23 protein-coding genes and 1 tRNA gene are annotated in these 23274 nt (G+C 72.3%); 7 read left to right on the top strand and 17 right to left on the bottom strand.

Features of this window, described 5'->3' with window-relative positions; translation table 11 throughout:
- Positions 1 to 7 precede the first annotated feature (7 nt).
- Positions 8 to 1171 (bottom strand): DUF2637 domain-containing protein, encoded by a 1164-nt coding sequence (locus tag ACWCYO_RS06405; RefSeq protein ID WP_270147116.1) that lies wholly within the window; start codon positions 1169 to 1171, stop codon positions 8 to 10.
- Between the two features lie 394 nt (positions 1172 to 1565).
- Here ACWCYO_RS06405 and ACWCYO_RS06410 point away from each other — a divergent pair, with 394 nt between their 5' ends.
- Entirely contained in the window at positions 1566 to 2321 is a 756-nt protein-coding gene (locus ACWCYO_RS06410; protein WP_449783572.1) for a Tellurium resistance, read from the top strand.
- A 60-nt stretch (positions 2322 to 2381) separates the two neighbouring features.
- On the opposite strand, the gene ACWCYO_RS06415 is transcribed toward ACWCYO_RS06410, so the two are convergent.
- Positions 2382 to 3668, bottom strand: coding sequence for a TerD family protein (locus tag ACWCYO_RS06415; protein WP_449783573.1), 1287 nt, complete (start codon positions 3666 to 3668; stop codon positions 2382 to 2384).
- A gap of 318 nt (positions 3669 to 3986) precedes the next feature.
- Here ACWCYO_RS06415 and ACWCYO_RS06420 point away from each other — a divergent pair, with 318 nt between their 5' ends.
- The 3 genes from ACWCYO_RS06420 to ACWCYO_RS06430 all read left to right on the top strand — a co-directional run bounded on the left by ACWCYO_RS06420 (position 3987) and on the right by ACWCYO_RS06430 (position 8656).
- Positions 3987 to 5180 (top strand): HpcH/HpaI aldolase/citrate lyase family protein, encoded by a 1194-nt coding sequence (locus ACWCYO_RS06420; protein WP_449783574.1) that lies wholly within the window; start codon positions 3987 to 3989, stop codon positions 5178 to 5180.
- A 183-nt stretch (positions 5181 to 5363) separates the two neighbouring features.
- Complete coding sequence (locus tag ACWCYO_RS06425) at positions 5364 to 7838, top strand: phosphoribosyltransferase (RefSeq protein WP_449783633.1); 2475 nt, start codon at positions 5364 to 5366, stop codon at positions 7836 to 7838.
- Positions 7835 to 8656, top strand: a complete 822-nt coding sequence (locus tag ACWCYO_RS06430; protein ID WP_270147120.1) for an HAD family hydrolase — start codon at positions 7835 to 7837, stop codon at positions 8654 to 8656. The genes ACWCYO_RS06425 and ACWCYO_RS06430 overlap by 4 nt, the downstream gene beginning before the upstream one ends.
- On the opposite strand, the gene ACWCYO_RS06435 is transcribed toward ACWCYO_RS06430, so the two are convergent.
- A complete protein-coding gene (locus ACWCYO_RS06435; RefSeq protein WP_270147121.1) occupies positions 8653 to 8868 on the bottom strand; it encodes an FmdB family zinc ribbon protein in 216 nt (71 codons plus the stop codon). The two genes, ACWCYO_RS06430 and ACWCYO_RS06435, sit on opposite strands and share 4 nt — an antisense overlap.
- A 23-nt stretch (positions 8869 to 8891) precedes the next feature.
- Positions 8892 to 10262 carry a coiled-coil domain-containing protein gene (locus ACWCYO_RS06440; RefSeq protein WP_270147122.1) on the bottom strand — a complete coding sequence of 457 codons (1371 nt, stop codon included), beginning with the start codon at positions 10260 to 10262 and terminating at the stop codon, positions 8892 to 8894.
- A 149-nt stretch (positions 10263 to 10411) separates the two neighbouring features.
- Between ACWCYO_RS06440 and ACWCYO_RS06445 the strand changes: the two genes are divergently transcribed.
- A tRNA-Val gene (locus ACWCYO_RS06445) sits at positions 10412 to 10486 on the top strand.
- 67 nt (positions 10487 to 10553) lie between these two features.
- Here ACWCYO_RS06445 and ACWCYO_RS06450 read toward each other — a convergent pair.
- The 10 genes from ACWCYO_RS06450 to ACWCYO_RS06495 all read right to left on the bottom strand — a co-directional run bounded on the left by ACWCYO_RS06450 (position 10554) and on the right by ACWCYO_RS06495 (position 19765).
- On the bottom strand, positions 10554 to 11696 hold the full coding sequence (locus ACWCYO_RS06450; RefSeq protein WP_449783575.1) for a site-specific integrase: 1143 nt from the start codon (positions 11694 to 11696) through the stop codon (positions 10554 to 10556).
- Entirely contained in the window at positions 11696 to 11887 is a 192-nt protein-coding gene (locus ACWCYO_RS06455; RefSeq protein ID WP_393032441.1) for a helix-turn-helix domain-containing protein, read from the bottom strand. The genes ACWCYO_RS06450 and ACWCYO_RS06455 overlap by 1 nt, the downstream gene beginning before the upstream one ends.
- A 281-nt stretch (positions 11888 to 12168) precedes the next feature.
- Positions 12169 to 14163, bottom strand: coding sequence for a DUF3987 domain-containing protein (locus ACWCYO_RS06460; RefSeq protein ID WP_449783576.1), 1995 nt, complete (start codon positions 14161 to 14163; stop codon positions 12169 to 12171).
- Positions 14164 to 14468: 305 nt separating this feature from the next.
- Entirely contained in the window at positions 14469 to 14651 is a 183-nt protein-coding gene (locus ACWCYO_RS06465; RefSeq protein ID WP_387621322.1) for a hypothetical protein, read from the bottom strand.
- 24 nt (positions 14652 to 14675) lie between these two features.
- Positions 14676 to 14927 carry a hypothetical protein gene (locus tag ACWCYO_RS06470; RefSeq protein WP_449783577.1) on the bottom strand — a complete coding sequence of 84 codons (252 nt, stop codon included), beginning with the start codon at positions 14925 to 14927 and terminating at the stop codon, positions 14676 to 14678.
- 136 nt (positions 14928 to 15063) lie between these two features.
- Positions 15064 to 17277, bottom strand: coding sequence for a cell division protein FtsK (locus ACWCYO_RS06475; protein ID WP_449783578.1), 2214 nt, complete (start codon positions 17275 to 17277; stop codon positions 15064 to 15066).
- Positions 17278 to 17365: 88 nt separating this feature from the next.
- Entirely contained in the window at positions 17366 to 17698 is a 333-nt protein-coding gene (locus tag ACWCYO_RS06480; protein WP_449783579.1) for a hypothetical protein, read from the bottom strand.
- Between the two features lie 20 nt (positions 17699 to 17718).
- On the bottom strand, positions 17719 to 19008 hold the full coding sequence (locus ACWCYO_RS06485; protein ID WP_449783580.1) for a hypothetical protein: 1290 nt from the start codon (positions 19006 to 19008) through the stop codon (positions 17719 to 17721).
- Positions 19005 to 19304: a hypothetical protein gene (locus ACWCYO_RS06490; RefSeq protein WP_449783581.1), complete on the bottom strand. Its 300-nt coding sequence runs from the start codon at positions 19302 to 19304 to the stop codon at positions 19005 to 19007. The genes ACWCYO_RS06485 and ACWCYO_RS06490 overlap by 4 nt, the downstream gene beginning before the upstream one ends.
- Positions 19305 to 19390: 86 nt before the next feature.
- Positions 19391 to 19765: a hypothetical protein gene (locus ACWCYO_RS06495; protein WP_449783582.1), complete on the bottom strand. Its 375-nt coding sequence runs from the start codon at positions 19763 to 19765 to the stop codon at positions 19391 to 19393.
- A 185-nt stretch (positions 19766 to 19950) separates the two neighbouring features.
- On the opposite strand from ACWCYO_RS06495, the gene ACWCYO_RS06500 reads away from it, so the two are divergent.
- Together ACWCYO_RS06500 and ACWCYO_RS06505 are read left to right on the top strand one after the other, a co-directional pair.
- Positions 19951 to 20739 carry a GntR family transcriptional regulator gene (locus ACWCYO_RS06500; RefSeq protein ID WP_449783583.1) on the top strand — a complete coding sequence of 263 codons (789 nt, stop codon included), beginning with the start codon at positions 19951 to 19953 and terminating at the stop codon, positions 20737 to 20739.
- Positions 20740 to 20744: 5 nt separating this feature from the next.
- A complete protein-coding gene (locus tag ACWCYO_RS06505; RefSeq protein WP_449783584.1) occupies positions 20745 to 21503 on the top strand; it encodes a glycosyltransferase family 2 protein in 759 nt (252 codons plus the stop codon).
- A 201-nt stretch (positions 21504 to 21704) separates the two neighbouring features.
- Here the strand turns inward: ACWCYO_RS06505 and ACWCYO_RS06510 are convergent, their stop codons facing one another.
- The 3 genes from ACWCYO_RS06510 to ACWCYO_RS06520 are packed head-to-tail and all read right to left on the bottom strand — an operon-like array spanning position 21705 to position 23201.
- Complete coding sequence (locus ACWCYO_RS06510) at positions 21705 to 22028, bottom strand: hypothetical protein (protein ID WP_387621298.1); 324 nt, start codon at positions 22026 to 22028, stop codon at positions 21705 to 21707.
- Between the two features lie 49 nt (positions 22029 to 22077).
- Positions 22078 to 22494 (bottom strand): ATP-binding protein, encoded by a 417-nt coding sequence (locus tag ACWCYO_RS06515; RefSeq protein WP_387621295.1) that lies wholly within the window; start codon positions 22492 to 22494, stop codon positions 22078 to 22080.
- Entirely contained in the window at positions 22491 to 23201 is a 711-nt protein-coding gene (locus ACWCYO_RS06520) for a GntR family transcriptional regulator (RefSeq protein ID WP_449783585.1), read from the bottom strand. Before ACWCYO_RS06520 ends, ACWCYO_RS06515 begins: the two co-directional genes overlap by 4 nt.
- Between the last annotated feature and the right edge of the window lie 73 nt (positions 23202 to 23274).

The following is a 23274-nucleotide window of genomic DNA, read 5'->3' on the forward strand; positions in this document are numbered from 1 at the left end:
TGCCGGGTCAGCCCAGCTGCTGCTCGATCGCGCGCAGCTTGCGCTCCAGCGAGTCCAGCTTCGGCATCGACAGGGTGTCGTCGTCGGCCGTCAGGTCGATGGTCGAGCGGGAGGACGAGGTCGAGCCGGTGATCGAGGAGGAGAAGGAGTAGGACGAGCCGACGGCGGCGCGGGGGCGGCCGGCGTCCAGGGCGCTCGGCTCCAGCGGGCTCGGCTCCAGCCGGCTCGACGAGGAGGACGAGCTGCGCGGGGTCAGCGGGGCGAACGGGTCCTGCGCGGTCGGGGTGGCGTGGTCGCTCCCGGCGGCTAGGGCAGGCTCCGTAGCGCTCGGGCCGTCTCCGGCCGCCGTGAGCGCGGGCACCTGACGCCCGCCGCGGGCCCGGGCGAGCATGCCGCCCTGGCGGGAGATCGCCTTCAGCTCGGCCCGCTCGCGGCGGTCGGCGGAACGGGCGCGCACCTTGGCGTCCAGCTTCGCCTGGCGCTCCTCGCGCACCTCCTCCACCGCCTCGTCCAGGCTGCGGACGTTCTCCAGCAGCATTAGCGACCAGGCCGCGTAGGTCTCGCGCGGGGCGCGCAGCCAGCGGACGATGCGGATCTGCGGGAGCGGACGCGGCACCAGGCCCTGCTCGCGCAGCGCGGCCTTGCGGGTCTGCTTCAGCGCCCGGTCGAACAGGATCGCCGCCGAGATCGACATGCCGGAGAAGAACTGCGGGGCGCCGGCGTGACCGAGGCCGCGCGGGGCGTGCACCCAGTTGAACCAGGCCGAGGCGATCGCGAACACCCAGACCAGGAGCCGGGAACCGAGCGCGGCGTCACCGTGGCTGGCCTCGCGGACGGCGAGCACCGAGCAGAACATCGCGGCGCCGTCCAGGCCGAACGGGACGAGGTACTCCCAGCCGTTGGACAGGCCGAGGTTCTCGATGCCGAAGCCCACCAGGCCGTGGAACGACAGCGCGGCCGCGACGCCGGCGCAGCAGAACAGCAGGGTGTACGAGGAGATGCCGTAGATCATCTCCTTGCGGCGGCGGCGGTCCTCGCTGCGCTCCCAGGAGTCGGCGGCCTCGTCCTTCTTCGAGTTCTTGAATCGCAGCGTCGCCATCAGGATGGCGACGAACAGCAGGGCTGCGCCGCCGACGACGGTCCAGACCAGCTGTATGGAGGTCAGGTTCATTGCGGGTCGGGCCTCGGGTTTCCGCAGGGGACAGGTTCAACAGAGCGACACACAGGCGGTCAGGGCCCGCCGCGCGGGCACGGCCTGACGGTTCGTTCGTCGCCGCACGGTGTGCCCACCGCGCCCGCGCAGGGGCGGACGGGACACCTGTGCGGCTAGACGATATCGCGTCCGAAGGGGCGGCATGTTACGGGAGGGCGGCTTCCTCGGGCCAATCGACCCACCGGTTCGCGTCATCGGGGGGCGCGAACGGCCGGGCGGGGTAGGGAAAGGGGAGGTTCGGGTATCCGTCGCCCGGGCCGATGCCCGATCATGGACCGGCGGATCGTCGAGCGACTCGGTGTCGATCGGCGCGGTGTCAGGTTGCCTGACGGAGGCAGGGGAAGAGGACTGGATGGTCTCGATCTGGGAGTACCTGCGCGGGGACAAGAGCTACACCTTCGACGACCCGGGCGCCCAGCACAAGGTCACGCTCACCAAGTCGGCGCCGCAGCACGCGATCACCGGCTCGGCCGCCACCACCGGCTACCTCTACGTCAACCTGCACTGGACCATGCGCTCGGGCGCGGCCCGGCCGAGCACCCGGGAGACGGTCAAGCGCTTCTTCAGCCCGCGGATCCTGAGCCCGCTGGAGCCGGACTCGCCGGGCGGCAACGAGCAGGTGAACGTCGACCTCGACCTGGCCTGCATGTACGAACTCTCCGACGGCACCCGGGGCGTGGTGCAGCCGCTCGGCGAACTCTTCGGCGACCTGCGCGAACCGCCGTACATCAAGCTCAGCGGCGACGACCAGTACGGGGCGCCGTCCGGCGAGACGATGTACGTCAACCTGGAGAAGAAGGACAAGTTCAAGCGGCTGCTGATCTTCGTCTACATCTACGACGGCACCCCGGCCTTCGAACAGACCCACGCGGTGATAACGATCGTCCCGCAGACCGGGCCGCGGATCGAGATCAAGCTGGACGAGCGGGCCCGGGCGGCGCGCTCCTGCGCGGTGGTGCTGATCGAGAACGGCGGGGACAACCAGCTGACGGTGCGCCGTGAAGTGAAGTACGTCAACGGGTTCCAGGCGGACATCGACCGGCTGTACGGCTTCGGGATGCAGTGGCAGCGCGGGTACAAGGGGCAGCGGCCGGGGGGCGGGGACTGAGGGTCCCCGGCGGGGCCGCCACAGCGCTGGCGCTGCTTCGGCGGCCCCGCCGGGCTCGGCTCAGTGGGGTTGGAACTGTGGGCCCTGCGGGGGGAGTGCGAACTCCTCGCCGGCCGCTGCCGGCGCCGGGGGCTGCGGCGGGACGGGCGGTTGCTGGCCGGTGCCGGGCTGCTGCTGGTGCGGGTAGCCGTAGCTGCCGGGGTGCTGCTGCGGGGGGACGGTCTGGGGCGGCTGGGGGTAGCCGTAGCCGGTGCCCGGCTGCGGTTGCGGCGGGTACGGCTGGGTGGGCTGGGGATAGCCGTAGCCGGTCGCGGGCGGCTGCTGCTGCGGGTAGCCGTAGCCCGTGCCGGGCTGCTGCTGGGGGTAGCCGTAGCCGCCCGGGTGGTGGGTCGGCGGTGCGGGCGGGGCCGGCGGGACGTTCGGGGGCACGGTGGGCGGGGCCACCGGCGGGGGCGTCATGGTCGGCGGGGTCGCGGGCGGCGGGCCGACCGGCGGCGGGGTCGGCGGAGCGGGGGGCGGCGGGGTCGCGGGGCCGGTTGCGGCGGCGGCCGGGGCGGGGGTGGTCGTGGGCTGCGCCGGGGGCTGGTGTGCCGGAGGCTGTTGCGTCGAGGGCTGTTGTGCCGCGGGCTGGGGGACGGCCGGGCTCAGGGTGAAGGTACCGGGCTCGGGCCGGGCCTCGGAGCGCGGGTCGGGCAGCGGGGTGGCGCGGGGGTCGACCGCGCCGGTGGGGGTGGCGGCGGAGGCGGGCGCCGGGACCGGGGTCGGCGTCGGGGCCGGGGGCGCTGCGGGCTCGTCCGCCTCGTCCTCGACGGTGATGCCGAAGTCGGTGGCCAGGCCGATCAGTCCGGAGGTGTAGCCCTGGCCGATCGCCCGGAGCTTCCAGGCGCCGTTGCGCCGGTAGAGCTCGGCCGCGACGAGGGCGGTGACGTTCTCGGCGTCGGCGATGGCGAACTCGGCGAGCGGGAGCGCGCCTTCACCGGTCGCGGCGTCGAACAGCAGCAGCCGCAGCCCGGGGACGGCGCGGAACGGGCCACCCTCGGAGGAGCCGGCCAGCACCACCCGGTCCACCTCGACCGGCAGCTTGGCGAGTTCGACCTCGACCGTGTCGATGATCTCGGCGCCGCCGGAGGTGTGCTGCTTGGGCAGGTGGCGCACCAGCCCGGAGGGGTGCCGCGGCTGGTTGTAGAAGACGAAGTCGGCGTCCGAACGGACCTTGCCGTTGGCACCGAGCAGCAGCGCGGACGCGTCCACGTCCGGCGCACCGGGCGTGGCGCTCCAGCGCAGCACGGCGCGGACCGCCGCCGCCGGCAGTGCGATGTTGGCGCCCTTGGCCATCACGTGCGTCATAGCGGACCATCCTGCCTGTTCGCCACCGCTTCGGACAACGTGACCGGGAACGCCGGCGTGGGGACGGACTTTGCCAAGACTTGCGCCGGAGCGACGTTTGCCGCCGTCCTCCCCCGATGGCCGGGGAAGCGTCCGGGTGGACGTCGAGGGAGCCGGATGTTCCGGGAGTTCAGTGCCCCGGCGCCGGGAACGGCCGGAATCCGTCCGTACGATGGGCGTTCGAACAGGCCCCCGGAGGTCCGGCGGAGGGGAGTTCCGCCGGCGGCGCGTCCAGGTGAAACCGCGGGCCGGAGGCCGTCCATCCCCGAGGAGAGCACCTTGCGCCATTTCGGCCACCTCGCTGACGACGTCCGCGCCCGGCTGTTCCTGGAGCAGCCGCGGACGTTCACCGCGCGCAGCGAGCCCGCGGTGCTCGCCACCGCCCTCGGCGGCACCCTCTACAGCCCCGCCACCAGGCCCGCGCTGGCCGCCGACATCCGCAAACAGGCTGCTCGGGGCGTGGTGTCGATGGTGCTCTGCCTGGAGGACGCGATCGCCGACCACGAGGTGGACGCGGGCGAGCGGAACCTGGTCGAGCAGCTGGCCGACCTGGTCAATGATTTCACCGACTGTGCACAGGACCATCCACTTCTCTTCATCAGGGTTCGCACCGCCGAGCAGATCCTCGACCTGGCCGAACGGCTCGGACCGGCGGTCGGACTGCTGAGCGGCTTCGTACTGCCCAAGTTCACGGCCGGGGCCGGCGCTGCCTACCTGGCCGCCCTCGCCGCCGCCGAGGCCGCCACCGGGCGGCGGCTGTTCGCCATGCCCGTCCTGGAATCGCCCGAACTCGCCCACCTGGAGACCAGGCGCGAGCAGCTCTTCGGCATCGCCGAGCTGCTCGCCACCCACCGGGAACGGGTGCTCGCCGTCCGGCTCGGCGTCACCGACCTGTGCTCCGCCTACGGACTGCGGCGCTCGCCCGACCTCACCGCGTACGACGTGGCGCTGGTCGCGGCGGTGATCGGGGACGTGGTCAACCTGCTCGGCCGGGCGGACGGCACCGGGTACACCGTGACAGGGCCGGTCTGGGAGTACTTCCCGGTGCAGGAGCGGATGTTCAAGCCGCAGCTGCGCCGCACCCCGTTCGCGGCGACCGCCGGCACCGCCCGGGCCTCCGGCGAGGAGGTCCGCCGCCGGATCATCGAGCACGACCTGGACGGGCTCATCCGGGAGATCGAACTCGACCGTGCCAACGGCCTGTTGGGCAAGACCTGCATCCACCCCAGCCACGTCCCCGCGGTGCACGCGCTGTCCGTGGTCACGCACGAGGAGTACTGCGACGCCCGCGACATCCTCCGGCAGGAGCAGGGCGGCGGCGGGGTACTGCGCTCGGCGTACACGAACAAGATGAACGAGGCCCGGCCGCACCGGGCCTGGGCGGAGCGGGTGCTGCTGCGGGCGGAGGTCTTCGGGGTGGCCCGGGAGGACGTGAGCTTCGCGGAGCTGCTCTCGGCCTGCCTGTGCGGCTGACCCCTGACTCGTGATTTGACCGGCACCATCGAAAGCGGATCTGTAGTGACCACAGCGGAACAGAAGCGGACCGGCGCGCAGCAGGGCGTGCGGAGCGGCACGGGGAGCAGTACGGGGAGTGGCGCGCGGAGCGGTGCGCGGCGTGGTGAGTGGAACGGGCGCTGGGTCGCCGAGCGGGCCGGGATAGCGCTGATCGGATCGGAGCGCCTGCCCGAACTCGTCGGCCTGGCCCTGCGCTCCGGCAACCCCAGGCGCGCCCATCTGCTGGTCTCCAGCGTGCTCGGCAAGCACGTGCCGCAGCGGCCCGCCGTGGTGCACGGCGCAGGCCTCGAACTCGGCCGCCGGGTCCGCGGGTTGCTCGGTGTCGAGGCGGCCGCGCGAGCCGTCGTGCTCGGCTACGCGGAGACGGCCACCGGCCTCGGCCACAGCGTCGCCGACGGCCTCGACGCGCCCTACCTGCACTCCACCCGCCGCGCCGTCCCGGGGATCCCACCGGTCGGCGGGTTCGAGGAGGAGCACTCGCACGCCACCGGGCACCTGCTGCTCCCCGTCGATCCCGAACTCCTGGGTGGCGGCGGTCCGTTGGTGCTGGTGGACGACGAGCTCTCGACCGGCCGGACGGTCCTCAACACCATCCGCGAACTGCACGGCCGCCACCCGCGCAGCCACTACGTGGTGGCCGCCCTGGTCGATCTGCGCCCGGCCGACGACCGGCACCGACTCGCCGCGGCCGCCGCCGAACTCGGCGTCCGGCTGGACGTGGTGGCCACCGCGAGCGGCCGCGTCGACCTGCCCGAGGACATCGTGGCGCGGGCCGAACGGCTGATCGCCGCGGTGCCCCCGGCCGCCCCGCCCCCGGCGGTCGACCCCGCCCCGCTGGTCCGGGTCGAGCTGGACTGGCCCGCCGGGCTGCCGGACGGCGGCCGGCACGGCTTCACCGCCCGTGACCGCGAGCGGCTCGACGCCGTACTGCCCGCGCTGGCCGGGCAGTTGGCCTCGGCGCTGGCGGGGAGCCGGCCGGAGGGGAGCGGGCCGGAGGGGAGCCGGCCGGAGGGGAGCGGGCCGCAGCGGGTGCTGGTGCTCGGCTTCGAGGAGCTGATGTACGCGCCGCTGCGGCTGGCCGAGGCGCTCGCCCAGCGGCTCGGCGGCGACCGCGTCCGCTACTCCACCACCACCCGCTCGCCCGTCCTCGCCGTGGACGATCCCGGCTACGCCATCCGCACCCGGCTGGCCTTCCCGGCCCACGACGACCCGCAGGACGGCGCTTCGCGCGAACGCTACGTCTACAACGTCGCCCCCGGCGTCGACGGGACCCGCCGCTTCGACGCCGTGGTGCTGGTGGTGGACGACGTAGCCGACACCGCTGCCCTGCACCAGGGGGAGTACGCGCTGCTACGCCAGCTGCGGCAGGTCACCGGCCGGGTGGTGCTGGCGGTGCTGCCCTCGCACCGGCCCGCGCTGCCCAGCCCGCCGCCCGCCCCGCTGCCGCCCGCCCCGCCGTTCGGGCCCCTGCCCGCCCCGCTGTACGGGCCGACGTTCTCCTCGTACCGCCCGGAGGAGGTGGCCTGGCTGCTCAAGGACCTCTCCGGCGTCCGACTGGAGGCCCCCACCGAGGAACGCGAGGAGGCCGTCCAGAACGGCGGCGCGCACTACGCCGAGTCGCTGCCGGTCGAGTACCGGCCCAGCCCCGAGTACCAGGAGCTGTTCCACCAGGCGCTGCGCGGCTCCGCGGGCCGGATCGCGCTCGCCGTCGGCACCGTCGCCGAGACGCTGCTGCGCGAGCGCGGGCCCCGCCTGGTACTGGCCTCGCTGGCCCGGGCCGGGACGCCGGTCGGCATCCTGGTCCGCCGCTGGCTGGCCTTCGCCCACGGCCTGGACGTGCCGCACTACGCGGTGTCGATCGTCCGCGGCCGGGGCATCGACCGGGTCGCGCTGCGCTACCTGGCGGCCCACCACCGGGCCGCGGACGTGGTGTTCGTGGACGGCTGGACCGGCAAGGGCGCGATCACCCGCGAACTCGCCGAAGCGCTGGTCGGCACCGGTTTCGACCCGGACCTCGCGGTGCTCGCCGACCCGGGCCGCTGCGTGCGCACGTACGGCACCCGGGACGACTTCCTGATCCCGTCCGCCTGCCTCAACTCCACGGTGTCCGGCCTGGTTTCGCGTACCGTGCTGCGCGCCGGGCTGATCGGGCCGGGGGACTTCCACGGGGCCAAGCACTACGCCGAACTGGCCGGTGGCGACGTGTCGGAGGCCTTCCTGGCCGCGGTGGCCGCCCGCTTCGGCGACGTCCGCGCGGAGGCGGTCGAGGGCGCCGGGCGGCTCGCCGCCGACCCGGACCGCACCCCCGACTGGGCCGGCTGGGCCGCCGTCGAGCGGATCAGCGCCGAGTACGGGATCGACGACGTCAACCTGGTCAAGCCCGGAGTCGGCGAGACCACCCGGGTGTTGCTGCGCCGCGTCCCCTGGCGGGTGCTGGCCCGGCGCGGCGCCGGCGCCGACCTCGACCACGTGCGGCTGCTCGCCGCGCAGCGCGGCGTCCCGGTCGAGGAGGTGGACGGGCTGCCGTACAGCTGCGTGGGCCTCATCCACCCCCGCTACAGTCGGGGCGCGACGGGGGCCAGCGGGCGGGCCGTGCGGGGGAGGGAGTGCCGATGAGCTGCTCGGCGGGTGGTGTGCTGGTGGCGAGCGATCTCGACCGTACGCTCATCTACTCCGAGCGGGCCCTGGCGCTGGACGGTCCCGACCGGGACGCGCCCCGGCTGCTCTGCGTCGAGGTGCTGGACGGACGGCCGCTGTCCTACCTGACCGAGCGGGCGGCCGTGCTGCTGGCCGAGCTGGGCCGGAAGGCCGGCTTCGTGCCCGCCACCACCAGGACCGTCGAGCAGTACCGGCGGGTCAACCTGCCCGGCCCGCAGCCGACTTACGCGATCTGCGGGAACGGCGGGCAGCTGTTGGTGGACGGCGAGCCGGACCGGGACTGGCGCCGCGAGATCACCGCCCGGATCGCGGCCGGCTCGGCGCCGCTGGCGGAGGTGGTCCGGCAGCTCGCGCTGTGCGCCGACCCGGAGTGGACCCGCAAGCGGCGGGTCGCCGACGAGCTGTTCGCCTACCTGGTCGTCGAGCGCGACCGGCTGCCCGCCGGCTGGCTGACCGAGCTGACCGGCTGGTGCGCCGAACGCGGCTGGCGGGTCTCGCTGCAGGGCCGCAAGGTGTACGCCGTGCCGCAACCGCTGGGCAAGAGCGCGGCGTTGGCCGAGGTCGTCCGGCGCAGCGGCGCGGGCACCGTGCTGGCGGCCGGGGACTCGCTGCTGGACGCCGACCTGCTGCTCGCCGCCGACGCCGGGTGGCGGCCCGGCCACGGCGAACTGGCCGACAGCGGGTGGACGGCCCCCGGCGTCACCGCCCTCGCGGAGGTGGGGGTGGCGGCGGGGGAGGAGATCGTCCGTCGGTTCCTCTCTGCTGCTGTCGGCTAGCCGCAGCACCCCCCGCCGCAGCAGCCGCCCCCGCTCGGGGCCTGCTGCGGCGCGCCGCCGGACGACGCACCGGTGACGGCGACGGTGGAGAGCAGCTTCACGGTGTCCTGGTGGCCCTGCGGGCAGACGGCGGGGTCGTTGGCCTGCGCCATCGGGCGGCGGAGCTCGAAGGTGGCGCCGCAGGAGCGGCAGCGGAAGTCGTAGCGTGGCATACCGGCAGGGTACCGAGGCCTCGCTACCGGTGGCCCAGGTCGCCGCGAATCAGGCCGATCACCTGCGCCGCCGTCTCCCGCACCGCCGCCAGCTCGGTCAGGAAGTACCAGTAGTCCGGGTGCCGCCCGGCCGCCTGGAGGGTCGCCACCGCCCGGTCCAGCCGGGCCACCGCCTCGTCCAGCGGCGCGGCGTGCCGCGGGTCCGGCGCGCTGCGGCCCGCCATCGCCAGGCGCTGGGCGTCCCGCACCGCGAACCGGGCCCGCTCCACCTCCCGGTTCGGATCGTGCTGCACCTCGTTCAGCTGCCGCAGCCGGTCGTTCACCGCCTGCACCGAGCCGTCCGCGGTGTCCAGCAGCGCGCGGACCGTACCGATCGCGGCCGTGGCGTCCGCCCAGCGCTGCTCGTCCCGCGCCCGGGCGGCCTCGGCGAGCTTGCGCTCGGCGGCCCGGCCGGTCTCGGCGACCTGCTCGGGCACCCGCTGGAGGTCCTGCCAGCAGGCGGTGCTGAACCGGCGGCGCAGCTCGCTCAGCGCCGGCTCGACCGTCGCCGCCTTGGTCTCCAGCGCCTGGATCCTGGTCCGCAGGCTGGACACCCGCCGGTCGAGCTCGCGGGCCCGCTCGGGCAGCTGGGCGGCGTCCGCGGAGATCGCCTCCGCGCGCCGCTGCACCTCGTCGGCCCGCCGCAGCGTGGCCGCCACGCCGTGCCGTGCCGCGCCCTCGTTCAGCCGCCCCAACTCCGGCGCCAGCTCGGCCAGTCGGGCCGCCAGGTCATCGGCCCGCAGCCCGGCGCCGCGCACCTCGTCCAGCGTGGTGGTGGCCCGCAGCAGCGCGCGCTTGGCCTGCTCGACGGCCGGGGTGACCCGCATCAGCTGCTGCTCGGCGTGCTGGAGGGTGGGCTGGAGGCGGCGCAGGAAGTCGGTCAGCTCGGCCCGGGCGGAGTGCAGCTGACCCTTCACGTCCTCCAGCAGACGCCGCGCCCGGGCGGCGGAGCCGGCGTCCAGGGCCTCGTCGTCCAGGTCGTGGGCGTCCAGGGCGGCCAGGTAGTTCACCGTGACCTGCTCCACCCGGCCGGAGATCGCCGGCAGCTCGGCCAGCGCACGCTCCGCCACCGTGCCCTCCTCGGCGGCCCGGACGGTCTCCACCGCGAGCCGCACCTCGCGCTGCGTCTCGTCCAGCTCGTAGAACGCCTCCTGCGCCGCCGCCCGGGCCTCCCTGGCGTCCGCCCGCACGCCCTCCCCGGCACCGCGCCGCCCCCACCAACCACCACTGCCCGCCGACGCCAGCCCGACCGCCCCCAACGCACCCGCCAGCACCACCGGCAACACCAGCGCCTCGCCCAGCGCACTCCCCGCCCGACGCCGCCCCCGCCGCCCGCTCCCGCCGGCCACCGCCACTGCGCGCTCCCTGCTCCGACCCGCTGATCCGCGCCCATTCTCCCCGATCCGCCCCACCCGCCGGCACCCCGGGCCCCGCCCCGCAGCACACCACCCCTCAGGACCAGGTACCCTAGGCTCTCGTCGTGCGCCCATCGGGCCACGATCGGGGGCGCGTAGCTCAGTGGTAGAGCGCTGCTCTTACAAAGCAGATGTCGGCGGTTCGAAACCGTCCGCGCCCACCAGGACAAATGCCCCGCAGCGATCACGCTGCGGGGCTTTTGACTGCAGTGATTGACGGCAACGGCTGTGTCAGCCCGCCTTACGGCGCCTCTTGAGGAGGCGGTCCATGTGCCCGAGCGCCTCGCGCCGGGTCTCCTCCGAGACGTGCGTGTAGACGTTCATGGTCACGGCGATCTGTGAGTGCCCGAGGATCTCCATCACCACCCGCGGGGCGACGCCGGCGGCGAACAGGATGGTCGCGCAGCCGTGCCGCGTGTCGTGGAGGCGGATGCGCGGCAGACCGGCGTCGGCGCCGATCCGCTCGAAGGAGCGGCTGAGGTTCCGGGGCTCGATCGGGCGGCCGGTCCGGGTGGTGAACACGTACCCGGTGTCCTCCCACGCCTGGCCGGCGTCCTCCCGCTGCTTCGTCTGCTGGAACCTCCGCCAGCGCAGCGGAGCGATGCACATCGACGGCAGCGGGATCGCTCGCGTCCGGCGGTTCTTCGTGCTGTCCGCGTACAGCTCCTTCTGCACGCGTTGGAGCTGGTTCCGAACGGTGAGCTTGCGGCCGTCCAGGTCGATGTCGCTCCAGCGCAGGCCCAGGATCTCGCCCCGCCGGAGGCCGAGCGTGATGGCCAGCACGAATGCGGTGTACAGCGGGTCCGGACGGGCCGCCTCCAGGAAGGTGACCGTCTCGTCCAACGTCCACGTCTTCATCTCGCGCACCTCCACACGCGGGGCCGGGACCAGGGTGGCCACGTTCCGGCTGATCAGTTCCTCACGGCAGGCCGCCGTGAGGGCGGTACGGAGCACGCGGTGCGACTCCTTCGCCGTGGCGGCGGAAGCCTCTCGCGTCACGGCGCCGACGAGACGGCGCACGTCGGGGACGCTCAGTGACTCCAGGGGCTTGGTCCCGATGTGCGGGACCAAGTAACGCCTCACGTGGGTCTCGTACTTGGCGTACGTGGTCTTCTTGCGCTGCGGCCGGATGAACTCCTCCAACCAGTAGGGGAGCCACTCCGAGAGCTTCTGCGAGCGGGTCGGGGTGGGGACACCGTCCCGGGCGCGCTTCACCAAGTCCTGGCGCTTGGCGTCGCACTCCTCCCAGGTGTCGCCGTACACGGTCTTGCGCTTGCGGGTGCCGTCGGGCTGCGGGACGTACACGCGCCCTTCGTATCGGCCGTCTTTGCGCTGCCAGATGCTGCCGGCGCCGTTCGGGTTCTTTCGGGCCATCAGGGACGGTTCTCCTCGGTCTTGTTGTGGATGTAGTCGGCCAGGCTGTCGACGGCGACGCGCCGGCAGCGGCCTTCGGTGAAGCTGACGAGCGTCTTGGAACGGATGAGGTCGTAGACCTTGCTGCGGCTCATGCGGAGGGCGGCCATGACTTCCGGGACGGTCAGGACTTCGGGGATGGCGATGGCCATGGGTTCTCTCCTGGTGCGACGTCGGCAGGACGGGAACGCGAAGGAGCACGGTCGTGACTGCGGAGCGTTATGGCGCCCCTGTGTGGGTGGGCCTGGGGGCCGGAAAGTGTCAGGGATGTCAGGGAAAATCACTGACCTGCGACTTTGGCTCCTGGCGGGGCGTCAGGGATTGTCAGGGATGTCAGGGGAATTCGCCCTTTCCCTGACATCCCTGACGTTCCCTGGCAGGTGGTCAGGGCCCATTTTGGCTGGTCAGGGATTTTCCCTGACATCCCTGACAGTTACGGGGCTTCCGTCGCGTCCACGGGGGAGGCGAGGGTGGGGTGGACACGGAACGTGACGGCGGGCTGGCGGCCCCGACGGCCGTCCGCGGGGGGCTGGTCGGTGCGGAGGTAGCCGTGCTGTTCGAGGAGGGTGAGCGCGGGTTCGACGTCGGCGACCTTTTTGAAGCGGCGGCTGCTGGCGACGGCGTCGTGGGCCTTGATGTGGGTGCGGTGGGTGCCGTCCTGCTTGGGGCGCTGGAGCCACTGGAGGAGGGCATGGGCGTCCTCGGTGGCGGGGTCGGCGGCGATGAGGTCGAAGACGGCGAGGGTGTGGGCGGTGTAGTAGTCGGCGATCTGGGCGGCGCGTTCGACGGTGGCGGCCTCCAGGTTGGCGCGCCAAGTGCAGGGCTCCTGGTCGGGGGTGATGTGGTCGGCGAGGTGGAGCAGGACGGCGATGCGGGCGATGTGGCCGACGAGCTTGCCGGCCCAGTCCTTGATGTGGGCGAGCGGCTGGTCAGGGCGGAGCTGGACCTCGACGCGCTCTTGGAGCTTCTCGATGGCGAGGTCGGCGGCCTGGTCCATGAGCACGGTCACGGGCTCGGTGAGGTCGGTCATGGCGCGGAGCAGGCGGGTGAGGTTGCGGTCGTAGGCACCCGCGACCGGGTCGGGGATGGGGGTGGTGCGGATCTTTCGGTAGCCGAGGTTGGAGGGCGGGAGGGAGTAGAGGAAGCGGGCGAGCAGGCCCCGGTCACGGGCGCCGGGGGCGGCGCCGAGTTCCTGGAGGACGGCGGGCTGTGGGGTGACGCCGATGGTCAGGGCGGGCTTGTCGACGGTGGGCTGTGCGCGGGTGGTGCGCTCGGCCTGGAGGCGCTCGCCCTTGTGGGCCTGGAGGAACACGCCCAGGTTCGGCTTGCTGGAGTAGCGGCCGACGATGCTGTCGAACAGGTCGCCCTCGGGGGAAAGCGCGGCCAGGCAGCGGTGCACGGCGAGCTGGCTGTTGACGGCCTCCGGAGTGATGTCCCCCGACAATGTCAGGCGCGGGCTCGGCGGGACGGTGATCTCCTCGGCGAGCATCTTCGCGGCGGAGATCTCCGCGACAAGCTGGGTGCGGTCGAGGTCGGGGTTCTTGCGAGCCTTGGCCATCAGGGCCTCGACCTCGGCCAGCGCGGTGTCCCTGGCGGTCTCGGCCTCGATGATCGCCGCCTTCGCGTTGGCCTGAAGTTCCGCCTCGACCTTGTAGACGGGGCCCATCGTGAAGGCGAACACGTCGGACTTGCGGCTGGCCGGGGGCATCGCGCAGGTCAGGTAGAGGTTGGACTGCTCGCGCCAGCCGGGCCGGATCTCCACGTTCACCCGCCCGCCGGCGGCGGTCGACAGCGCGGCGAGAGCCATGGTGGCGGCGGCGTCGGGCGGGGTCTGGGTGAACTCGGCGACCGCCTCGACGTAGGCGCCGACCCACCTGGGCAGGGCCTTCACGGGGAATGTCGGCAGGGCGCCGTGGGAGCCGAGCGGGACGGGGTCGAGCCAGGTGTCACCTGCGGCGAGGTCCGCGAGTACGGACAGGGCGGCGGTGCGGACGGTCTCCAGGTCGGCCTGGTCGTCGCCGGCCATGTGGGCCAGGCGGCTGGTGTTGGTGCCGATCCGGCGGCGTTCGGCGGCGATGCGCACGATCTCGGCGTAGTAGTCGCCGTTGGCGGCGGTAGGGGTGGCCTCGATGCAGGTGTGCAGGTAGCCGGGCCCGCCGATGCGGCCCAGGTCGCCCTGGGCGCGCAGGACGCCGGTCAGCAGCAGCGGGTCGACCGGCCGCTCTCCGCTGGCCATGCGGGTGATGGTGCGCCAGATCGTCTCGTGCACGGGGTGGTAGAACGCGCTCGGGTCGCCGAGCTGGGCGGCCAGCGCCGGGATCTGCGCAGGGTCGAGCAGGGCGGAGCCGATGACGGCCTGCTCAGCGCCCTTGACCTCGGCGGGCTCGGGCCGGAACGGGATCACGTTCGGGGCGTACTCGGTGCTCAACGGGGCTCCTTTCGGGCAGAGCGGGGCGGCCTGCACCCGGGGCGGGGCGGGGTACGGGCCGTCGGCACGAGGAACTCGCGGATCCAGACCGCCGGCCGCCGTCCGATGGCCTTGAATGCGGCCCGCAGCAGCGGGCAGGGGGTGGGGTGGTGCATGCTTGGAGCACCTCTTATTCCTGGATGGGATGGAGGCCGGGGCAGTGGGCTTCCTGATCCGTCGTCCGCTGCCCCGGGTATGGCTGACGCATCAACAACCGGCCTTGCTGCCGGTCAGCCGGGCGTCGGCTCGCCGAGTCGGGTGGTGGCTCAGCGGCCGGCCGTGGTGAGCGCGGTGAGCAGGGCGTGGATGGGGCTTGCCACCACAGTCGCGGCGGCGGTGAAGCCCGAGAGCCAGACCGCAGCGGCGGCGAGGGTGCTGACTCGCTTGGCCCAGACAAGAACCACGGTGATGACGAAGAAGATCAGAGCGGTGGAGATGGTGACGGCCATGGCCGGACTCCCTTCGTGAGGACGTCAGCGGGCGCCGGCCCACAGGCGGCGCGCGAGGTTGTAGAGGTGGCGTCCGACGCGGATGCGCTTGCCGATGCCGTCGCAGCGGCGGCAGTGCTTCCCGCGGCAGGGCCGGCCGCGGCGGTCGTACTTGAGGTGAAAGCCGAAGCCGCGGCACTTGCGGCAGTCACCGAACGGGCTGGCCGCGCAGAGCAGCGCGTAACCCAGCGTGATGAGCAGCAGGACGGGGCTAGCGGCCAGCAGGGCGCTGGACATGCATCCTCCCTGGTGTTTACGGGCGCCCTGAGATGCGTGGCGCTAGGCGATAGATCCCTGTTCAGGGCGGTTTGGGCGTGCTAGCGGAGGTGCTAGGTCTAGCGGGTGCCGGTGCTAGACCTAGCGCCGGCGGAGGTCAGGCCGCATCGCGCTTCTGATCACGCTTCGTAGCAGCGGCGACGATGTGAGCGCGGGTGATGCCGCGCCGGTTGGCGCCCTTACCGTCCTCGGCGGTGCCCCAGACCTGGCCGGTGCTGATGCCGTGCGGTTTGAGCGCGGCGGTCAGCTGGTCGGGCGCCCACCCGGCGTAGACCTCCGAGCGGAGCTCCGCGAGCCGGGCGACGACGGTCTCCGACCACACCTTCGCCTCGGCTGCCGGGACGACAGCGAGGATGTCCGCCAGCAGGTCGTAGGACGGCCCGTCGGCCGGCGCGCTGTCCTTGCCGGCGGCGTATCCGGTGAGGAGGCCGGCCCGCTCGCGCACCGCTCGGGCGCGGGTGGCGATGGCTTCGGCCGTAGGGGCGTCGATGTTGACGGCTCGCACGATCCGGGCGTCCGCGCCTTCGCCGACGAAGTAGGCGATGCCCTTGTCGGCCCACGCGAACGTGGTGGCCCGGATGCCGTTGCGGTAGGAGCTGGTGCCCAGGACCATGTCGTTCTCCAGCTGGCCCATGACCTTGAGGCACAGCCGGACGGAGGCGTTGGCGCTGATGCCGGTCGGCAGCGACTTGGCGTCCGGGCGTTGCGTGGCGAGCAGGAGAACGATGCCGGTCGCCGGACCGCGTTTGACGAGGTCTGTGCAGATCTCCTCCAACTCGCGCCCGTAGAGCTGGTGTTCAAACCACTTCTGGCACTCGTCGACGCCGATGACGATCGGGTGCAGCCCCAGCGACTTCTTGTCGGCCAGTTCGCTGGTGACCTTGGACTCGGGGCAGATGTCTCGTGGAAGGGAGCGGATCACCTTGGCGCGGCGGCGCAGTTCCTCGCGGATCGCGCGCATGTCCTCCAGGGCGTATTTGATGTCCTCGTCGTCCTCGCCGGCTCGGTGGCGGTGCGAGACCTTCTCCCCGACCGGGTCCAGGTCGCCGGTGCCTTTGAGGTCGTAGGTGTGCAGTTCGGCGCGCGGGTCCAGGGCCGCGATCAGCAGGAGCAGGCGCAGCAGGAAGGTCTTGCCCATGCGCGGGATGGCGCCGATGACGCCCGCGACGTACATCAGGGTGACGTCGACCCAGCGCCCGCGTTGGTCGGTGGCGAAGCCAACCGCCTTGAATAGGTCCACGGTCCCGGCCTTGAGCAGCGGCCACTCCGGCTGGCGCGTCTTGTTCATGTCCTGGTCGCCGACCCAGAGCGCCATCATGCCCGGGTGCTCGCCCGCCATCGGCTCCGGCCACACGCAGCCCAGCGGCCGGCGCAGACCGGAGGCCAGCTTGTCGCGCTTCTCCATCACCTCGCCGACCGTGACTCCGGGAGGGAGCTGGACGTCGGCGCGCCAACCAGGTCCGTCGCGGGTGATCGGGGCCGTGAACTCCACGCGGCCACCCTTGGAGAGGTACTGGGTCATACCGCTGATGGCCAGCACGGACAGCGCCTGTTCCACCATCTCAGAGGTCAGTCGCTGCACCGTCGCCGCAATCACCGCGCGGGAGATCAGCGGTTGATCGGCCGGTGCCCCTGCTGCGCCGAGGCCGAGCACAACGGCGGCCACAAGTGCCAGTTGGATCCAACCGGGAGTGCTCAGCGCCAGCAGCGGGACGAACGCAGCGGCGGTCAGGGCGTACAGGACGGTGAGCCAGCCGCGCGCGGCAACCCGTCGGTCGCGTTGACGGGTCAGCTTCAGGTACAGCTCGGCGTCCTCGGTGGCGACGGCGTACGCGCGGATCGGCTCGCCTTCGAGGTCGCGCGTCCACCGGCGGAACTCCCGCATCGCGCGGGACACACCGCGGGGCGAGCGCACCGCGAGCTTGCCCGCGTAGGCCGGCAGACGGGCCGCGTGGAAGGCGAGCGTGTGGGCATAGTGGCCCGCCGTCCAGCGAGCCGCTGCCTGGAACTCGGCCTTGCTCCGGAGCCAGGCCGGGACCACCGGTCGGCGCTTCTCCGACTGGACGCGCTCCAGCCATCCCGGACCGGCGGGCGCCGGCTTGTCGACCGGCGAGGCGGGTGCGTCCTCGTACACCGAGTCCGTCTCCGGGCTGCCCTGGATGACGGCCGGGGCAGGTTCGGTGCCGTGCCGCTCACGCTGGGGCCCGCCCTGGCCGAGGCCAACCGGGCTGCCGTCGCGGTCGGCGTTCAACTCGGCTTCCAGGCGCGCGAACAGCTCGCGCGCGTCGTCGTCCTCGTCGTCATGGTTCACTGTGGATCCTTCCTCACGTCGGTGGCGAAGGGGACCCGGGACGCACTGTGCTGCCAGGCGGGGCGCGTCCCGGGAGTTCGTCGGCGTCTCAGAGCGAGCGCGTCGTGTCGGCTTCGGCGACGACGTCCGGGACGTTCTCCGGCTCGGCGCCGCCCGGCCTGTCCAGCTGCCACGGCTGTGCCCCGGCGGCGTAACCCCGGGCCAGCTCCAGGAACGTTTGCGCCGCGCTGGCCAGCGCCTCCGCGAATGCGAGGTGCGCGGCGGGACCGTCGAACTTCGGGCTCGGGCCGAAGATGTCGACCTCGCCCATCGCAGTCGCCAGTGTCAGAACGGGGCAACCGTCGGCCTGTCGCTTCCCGGTGACAGTGCTCTCGGGAGTGGCGTGCACGTACGTCACGATGAGGCTCATCGCATAGTCCATTCAGGTTGGGGATGACTCGGTCACTTGTCGGTCGCGCCGACGGGGGCGGGCTGCCGTTCCGTCCGGACGGTCCGGATCTGCTTGGCACCCCACTCGGGAGACATGCCGTGTGTCCGCCCGATCTCGGTCGGCGAGGGAACGCGGCCGTCGGCGAGCGTGTGCCGGATCGCTGCCCGTGCCGCATGGCGCTTCGCTTCCATCGCGGCGTCGTCCGGTGCGGCCGGTACGGAGGTTGTACGGGGTGCGCGCTTTGCGTTTGTACGGCCCCTGAGCTGGCTGTACGGGGTTGTACGCCCCGCTGGCGGCACTGCCGATGCAGAGCCGTTGGCGTCGACCCGCAGGAGTGCGGCGACCGGGCGGGCAGCGGCGAAGCCGGCTTCCACGGCGGCCCGCGCATCGGTCGTCCACAGCGCAGGCCGACCGGCGGCAGGCTTGGCGAGCAGGTCCACGTCGGCCCGGTCCCCCGGGCACAGGTACTTCGCCACCGCCGCTGACGCCTTGGCGTGCGCGCCGAGCAGGTCCGCGGTAACCCCCGGCTCGGCACCGTGCACCGCCCGCCAGGCCAGCGCCCACAACTCGTCCGACGCCAGCTCCGAAGGCAGCGCGCTGGCCAGCCACCTCGCAGTCTGCGCCACCTTGCGGTGATGGCGCCGTCGCCGGCGGTCGCGCCGTGCCTGGCGCGGGTCGCTGACGCCCTCCCGCTGCGAGTGCAAGTACATGTGCCAGGTGATCGGCGCGGCGAGCGAACCGCACGCGGCCACGACCGCGAAGCCGATCCCCCACATCTGCGCGCCGTGGGTGAGATTGACACCTGCGGCGACCAGGGCCGCGACCCAGACGCCCGCATGGTGCACCGCCGCGGACAGGCCGCGCGCGTCCCGCACCCGGCCTTGCAGTGCGAAGACCCACGTCAGGGACTCCAGCGCGCTGCCGCCGGCCAGCGCCATCGGCAGCGACCAGCGCTGAGCGAGAAAGCTGATCTGTGCCGGCAGCGCCACCACCACGAACAGCACGATCACCGCCAGAGTGGCCAGCAGCGCCGCACGGCCGGTCAGAGCTTCGCGGCGGTCTGCCCACCTTCGTGCCCGCTCGGAGCGCCGCCGCGCCCTGCGCCGCTCGCGCTCGGACTCCGCGATCGCCCGCAACTCGGCCAACGCCGCCTGGCGCTCCCGCTCGGCGGCCATGCGCGCGCTCTGCGCCACGGCATCGGCCTCGGCCCGCTCCCGCCCGGCCTGTGCCCGTGCGAGCTCCACGGCTACCGTGTCCAACTGCCGTGCGGCCCGCGAACTGTAGACGGTCGGCCGGCTCATGCGGCCGTCCCCGGTCGGAAAGACCGGCAGCCGGCGCTGCGTGGCACGAACGTGGCGGCATCCAGCAGCAGCTCTGCGACGTACGCGACCAGCTCAGGCGCGTCCTCGCGGAGGTCCGCCAGGATGCCCTGAGCAGCGTCCACGCGAACAGCGCGCTCAGCGTCGGACTCGCCCGTCCGACCGACGAACAACTCATGAAGAAACTCGGGCAGTTGCTCGTCTTCCGGCACCTGGTCGGCCTGCTCTTCGAACTCCTCGACCCTGTCGGCCTGTCGACCGTGTAACGAAGTGCGCATGCTTCTCCTGCTCCTGGAAGGGATGGAGAGAGCCAGGGCAGCGGGCTTCCTTGATCCGTCGACCGCTACCGCTGGCGACGGATTTCTCAGACGTGGATGCGCCGTGGGACGGCCATCCGCTGCACGGCCTGAAAGGCCGTCATGACGGCAGAGGAGGAGCCGAGGCCAACCAGAAAGGCCAGCAGCCAGCCGCCGCCAGAGGCCAGCTCGGCTCCGCCGCCGACCGTCGCCACGGCGAAGGCAACACCGCGGACGCCCCACGACGCCACACTCCCGCCATCCGACTCCGACTCGGGTCGGCGGCCCACCAGCTCCAGGTCGTACCGCCGGACCTGGCGCAGTTCCCCGCCGGAGAGCTGGATCACCACAACGCTGCCGTCCGCCTGTTCGGCGGCACCGGCCACCGTGCCCAGCGCCATGTCGCTCCGGTCGCGGACGACGTCACCGATTGCGAGTTGCATTTGGCCCCCCTCGGGATCGGAAGCGGATCCGGCCGTGCCCAGCCGCCCGCAACTCTTCAAGAGATCCTGTCCTCAGGTCCTCTTTAGGAGTTGCCCATGACTATGAGCTACGCCACCCCAACTCGTCAAGTCCTCTTGAGGACTCGTATGCTGGTTTCCGCTAGACGACCAGGACGGTGATCACCATGGCGAAGGCGTACGAGCGCATCGCGGACGACCTCCGCCAGCTCATCCGGGCAGGCGAACTGAAGCCCGGGGACCGGCTGCCGGCGGAGACGAGCCTCGTCGGGCAGTACGGCAAGAGCCTCCCGACCGTCCGCCAGGCCCTGGCCCTCCTCCAGGCCGAAGGGCTGATCGAGAAACAGCACGGTCGCGGCACCTTCGTCCGCAAGGCACGCAAGCTTGTACAGCGCAGCAACGACCGGCACCAGTGGGAGAAGAACCGCGCGCGCGGCTCACTGGCAGAGCGTCAGCAGACCGGCGCGACCGAGCGCGACACAGGTCTGGAGCTGGACGACCTGGTCTTCACTGCCGAGTACCGGCAGATCCCCGCAGACGCCGAGTGGGCGGCCGCCTTCGGAGTGACAGAAGGAACGACTCTGCTGGAGCGCGTCTTCCATACGCGCTACCGCACGGAAACGGCTCCCTTCAATCTCACCCGTTCGTACCTGGTCCACGACATGATCGCGGGCAACCCCGACCTTCTGGACGCCACGAAGGAGCCCTGGCCCGGCGGGACGCAGAACCAGCTCCACACGGTCGGCATCGAGGTCGACCGGATCGTCGAGCGCGTCACCGCGCGGCCGCCGACGGCCGAGGAGGCCGAGGAACTGGAGTTGCCGCCCGGCACCGCCGTCCTCGTCCTGCGAAAGACATCCTTCGACGTCGAGGGCCGCGTCGTGGACATCGCTGACGTCACCCTCCCGGGCGACCGTACGGAGCTGACCTTCACCACTCAACTGGAAAGGTGGTGAGGGCCGTGCAGCGGCGCATCATCATCGTCACTGCTGTCCACCCGCCGGCCGCGCTGTTCCTGCCGGACGCCTACAAGTCACTCTGCGAACAGGAACTGCCGGAGGGCTGGGACTGGCTCTGGCTGATCCAGGAAGACGGCAAGAGCGACCAGGTCGCCCCCTACGTCCCCGACGACGTCCGGATCAGCTTCCGCCAGGGCCGACAGGGCGGTGCGGGCATGGCCCGGACCATGGCGCTGGCGCGGGCCGAGGGCGAGTACGTGAAGGTGCTGGACGCCGACGACATGCTGGCCCCCGGCGCCCTCGCCCGCGATATCGCCGCGCTCACCTCGAACCCCGAGATCGGCTGGACGACCTCCCGCGTCCTTGACCTGCTCCCAGACGGCTCGTTCGTCGGCTTCGACCAGGACCCGCCCGCCGGCCCCATCGAACGCGGCGCCGTCCTGGATCACTGGAAGGCCCACGACTACCGCGCCCAGGTCCACCCAGCGACCCTCTGCATCCGGCGCGATCTGCTGATTGCCCTCGGCGGCTGGATGGCCCTCCCCGCTTCCGAGGACACCGGGCTCCTCCTCGCGCTCAGCGCGGTGAGCCGCGGCTGGTTCACGGCGGAGGTCGGCCTGCACTACCGCAAGTGGCCCGGCCAGGTGACCAGCCAGGCCGCCCACGTCGACAGCGCCGAGCGCGAGGCCCGGATGGCGGTCATCGAAGCCAGGGCGGAGTTGCTTGCGGGGCTGGCGTGGCAGTACCCCGCCGGGGCCTGAGCATTTCGTCCCTCGGCCGGAACGGCAAGAGCCCGGACACCTCTCCGTCCTGGAGATGTCCGGGCTCAGCCGTAGTCAGCGCCTCAGGGATGGGGTGGCCTGGCCGGCCTTCGAGCACGATCGGCCCGGAGCGGCTGCACTTCCCCTCCCTGCTCGAAATCCGTCAGCCGCGTACGCTGAGCCGGACAGAGGCCTGCGCGTTCACTTCGGCGCCGCCGTATAGGCCGGGCGGATCCTGATCATGTGGGGCTCGGCAGGCTCCAACAGGTCGCCGACGTAGAGCGCCAGCGTCCAGCTGCCCCTGCGCCGCACCTGACCCGCGATGAACTCCGCCGCACCCGGCCGACCGAGACCGCACTCAATGAAGTCCCGGTGCCATGCCCACACCGTCAGCTGCTCGATCTCCCTGAGCAGCGCCGCAAGCGCGTCGGGGAGCCTGAAGAACTCCGCCTCGGGCATGATGCCGTCGATCGAGGCCATGACCGGGCCGAATGTCTTGGCCCCTCCGTCTTTCATGCTGATCACCGCGTACCTTCCTCGGCCTCTCGCTGATGCTGCGCGCTCTGGTCAGTGCTCACAGCGCACCCCCGTCCGTCGGGGCAACCAACGCCCACACCGCCTTGCCCACACCACCCTCGCGGGGGCTCACGCCCCACTCCTTCGCGAGCTGGTCAACCAACCGCAGCCCGCGGCCGGACTCGTCCTCATTGCCCGCCGCGCGCATCGTCGGGATCCGCCGACTGGCGTCGTGAACCTCGATGCACAGCAGCCCGGGCTCCATGCCGAATCGGACGAAGATCAACCGGCCTGGCACCCGCGCGTGTTGCACGGCATTGGTGACCAGCTCGGATAGGACCAACTCTCCGATGCCCATGAACCGTTGGCCGTCATCGACGTCGGCCAGAAACTCCCGAAGCAGACTCCGGGCGGCGCCAACGGACTTCCGGTGACGAGACAGCCACGCCTGAGACGTTCCGATGAGCCTCGTCACTTCCCGCCCCCCGTCAGCTCTGGCCCGCCGGTCGAGAAGACCGCCTCGGCTCGGTCGCTGGGGAGCACCAGCAACACGCCCATCACCACCCGACCGGCGCCATCAATCGACGTGCGCTTGATCGCCAGGACAGGAATCCGGGCGACGATGCGAAGCGCGTCGGCCTCTTCGGCGCTCGGGAAGCGCGCAGTGACGCGCTCGGCAGTCTCCGCGCACGGGATGCCGCGCGCGAGCAGATGCGCGCGAACGTCGTCGCCCCAGGGCGACCACGGAGCTTCCGGGAGAGGAGCGTCCAGCGCACGCGGCACGTAAACGCGCGCCAGACTGCACGGGCGACCAGCCTGCTCGCTGAGGTAGACACGCTCGACCACCGGAGTCTTGGCGCGAACCCGGAGCAACGACTGGAGCTCGCCCGCTGCCTTGACCTCGGTCACGGTGACCTCGATCCGCAGCGCAGGAGAGTGAGCTGCTGGTGGGTCCTGCGGGTGGCGCCCGCCGGCGTAAGTGATGGGCTGGACCGGACGGCGAACGAAGTTCCCGTTGCCATGAAACTTCTCGATCAGCCCCTCGGACTGGAGCTCGTCCAGAGCCCGACGCAGGGTCGGCAAGCCGACTTCGTAGGTCGCGGCGAGCTCACTTTCCGAGGGCAGCTTGCTGCCGGCCGCAAGAGCCCCGGAGCCGATTCGGCGCCGGAGGTCCTCGGCCACGCGTGTGTATCGGACGGCCATGGCGCGCTCACCACCTCCGGTTGTCATCGGTGGAGCCGCGGTACGGCGGCGG

Source organism: Kitasatospora sp. NPDC001683 (genome assembly GCF_053596495.1).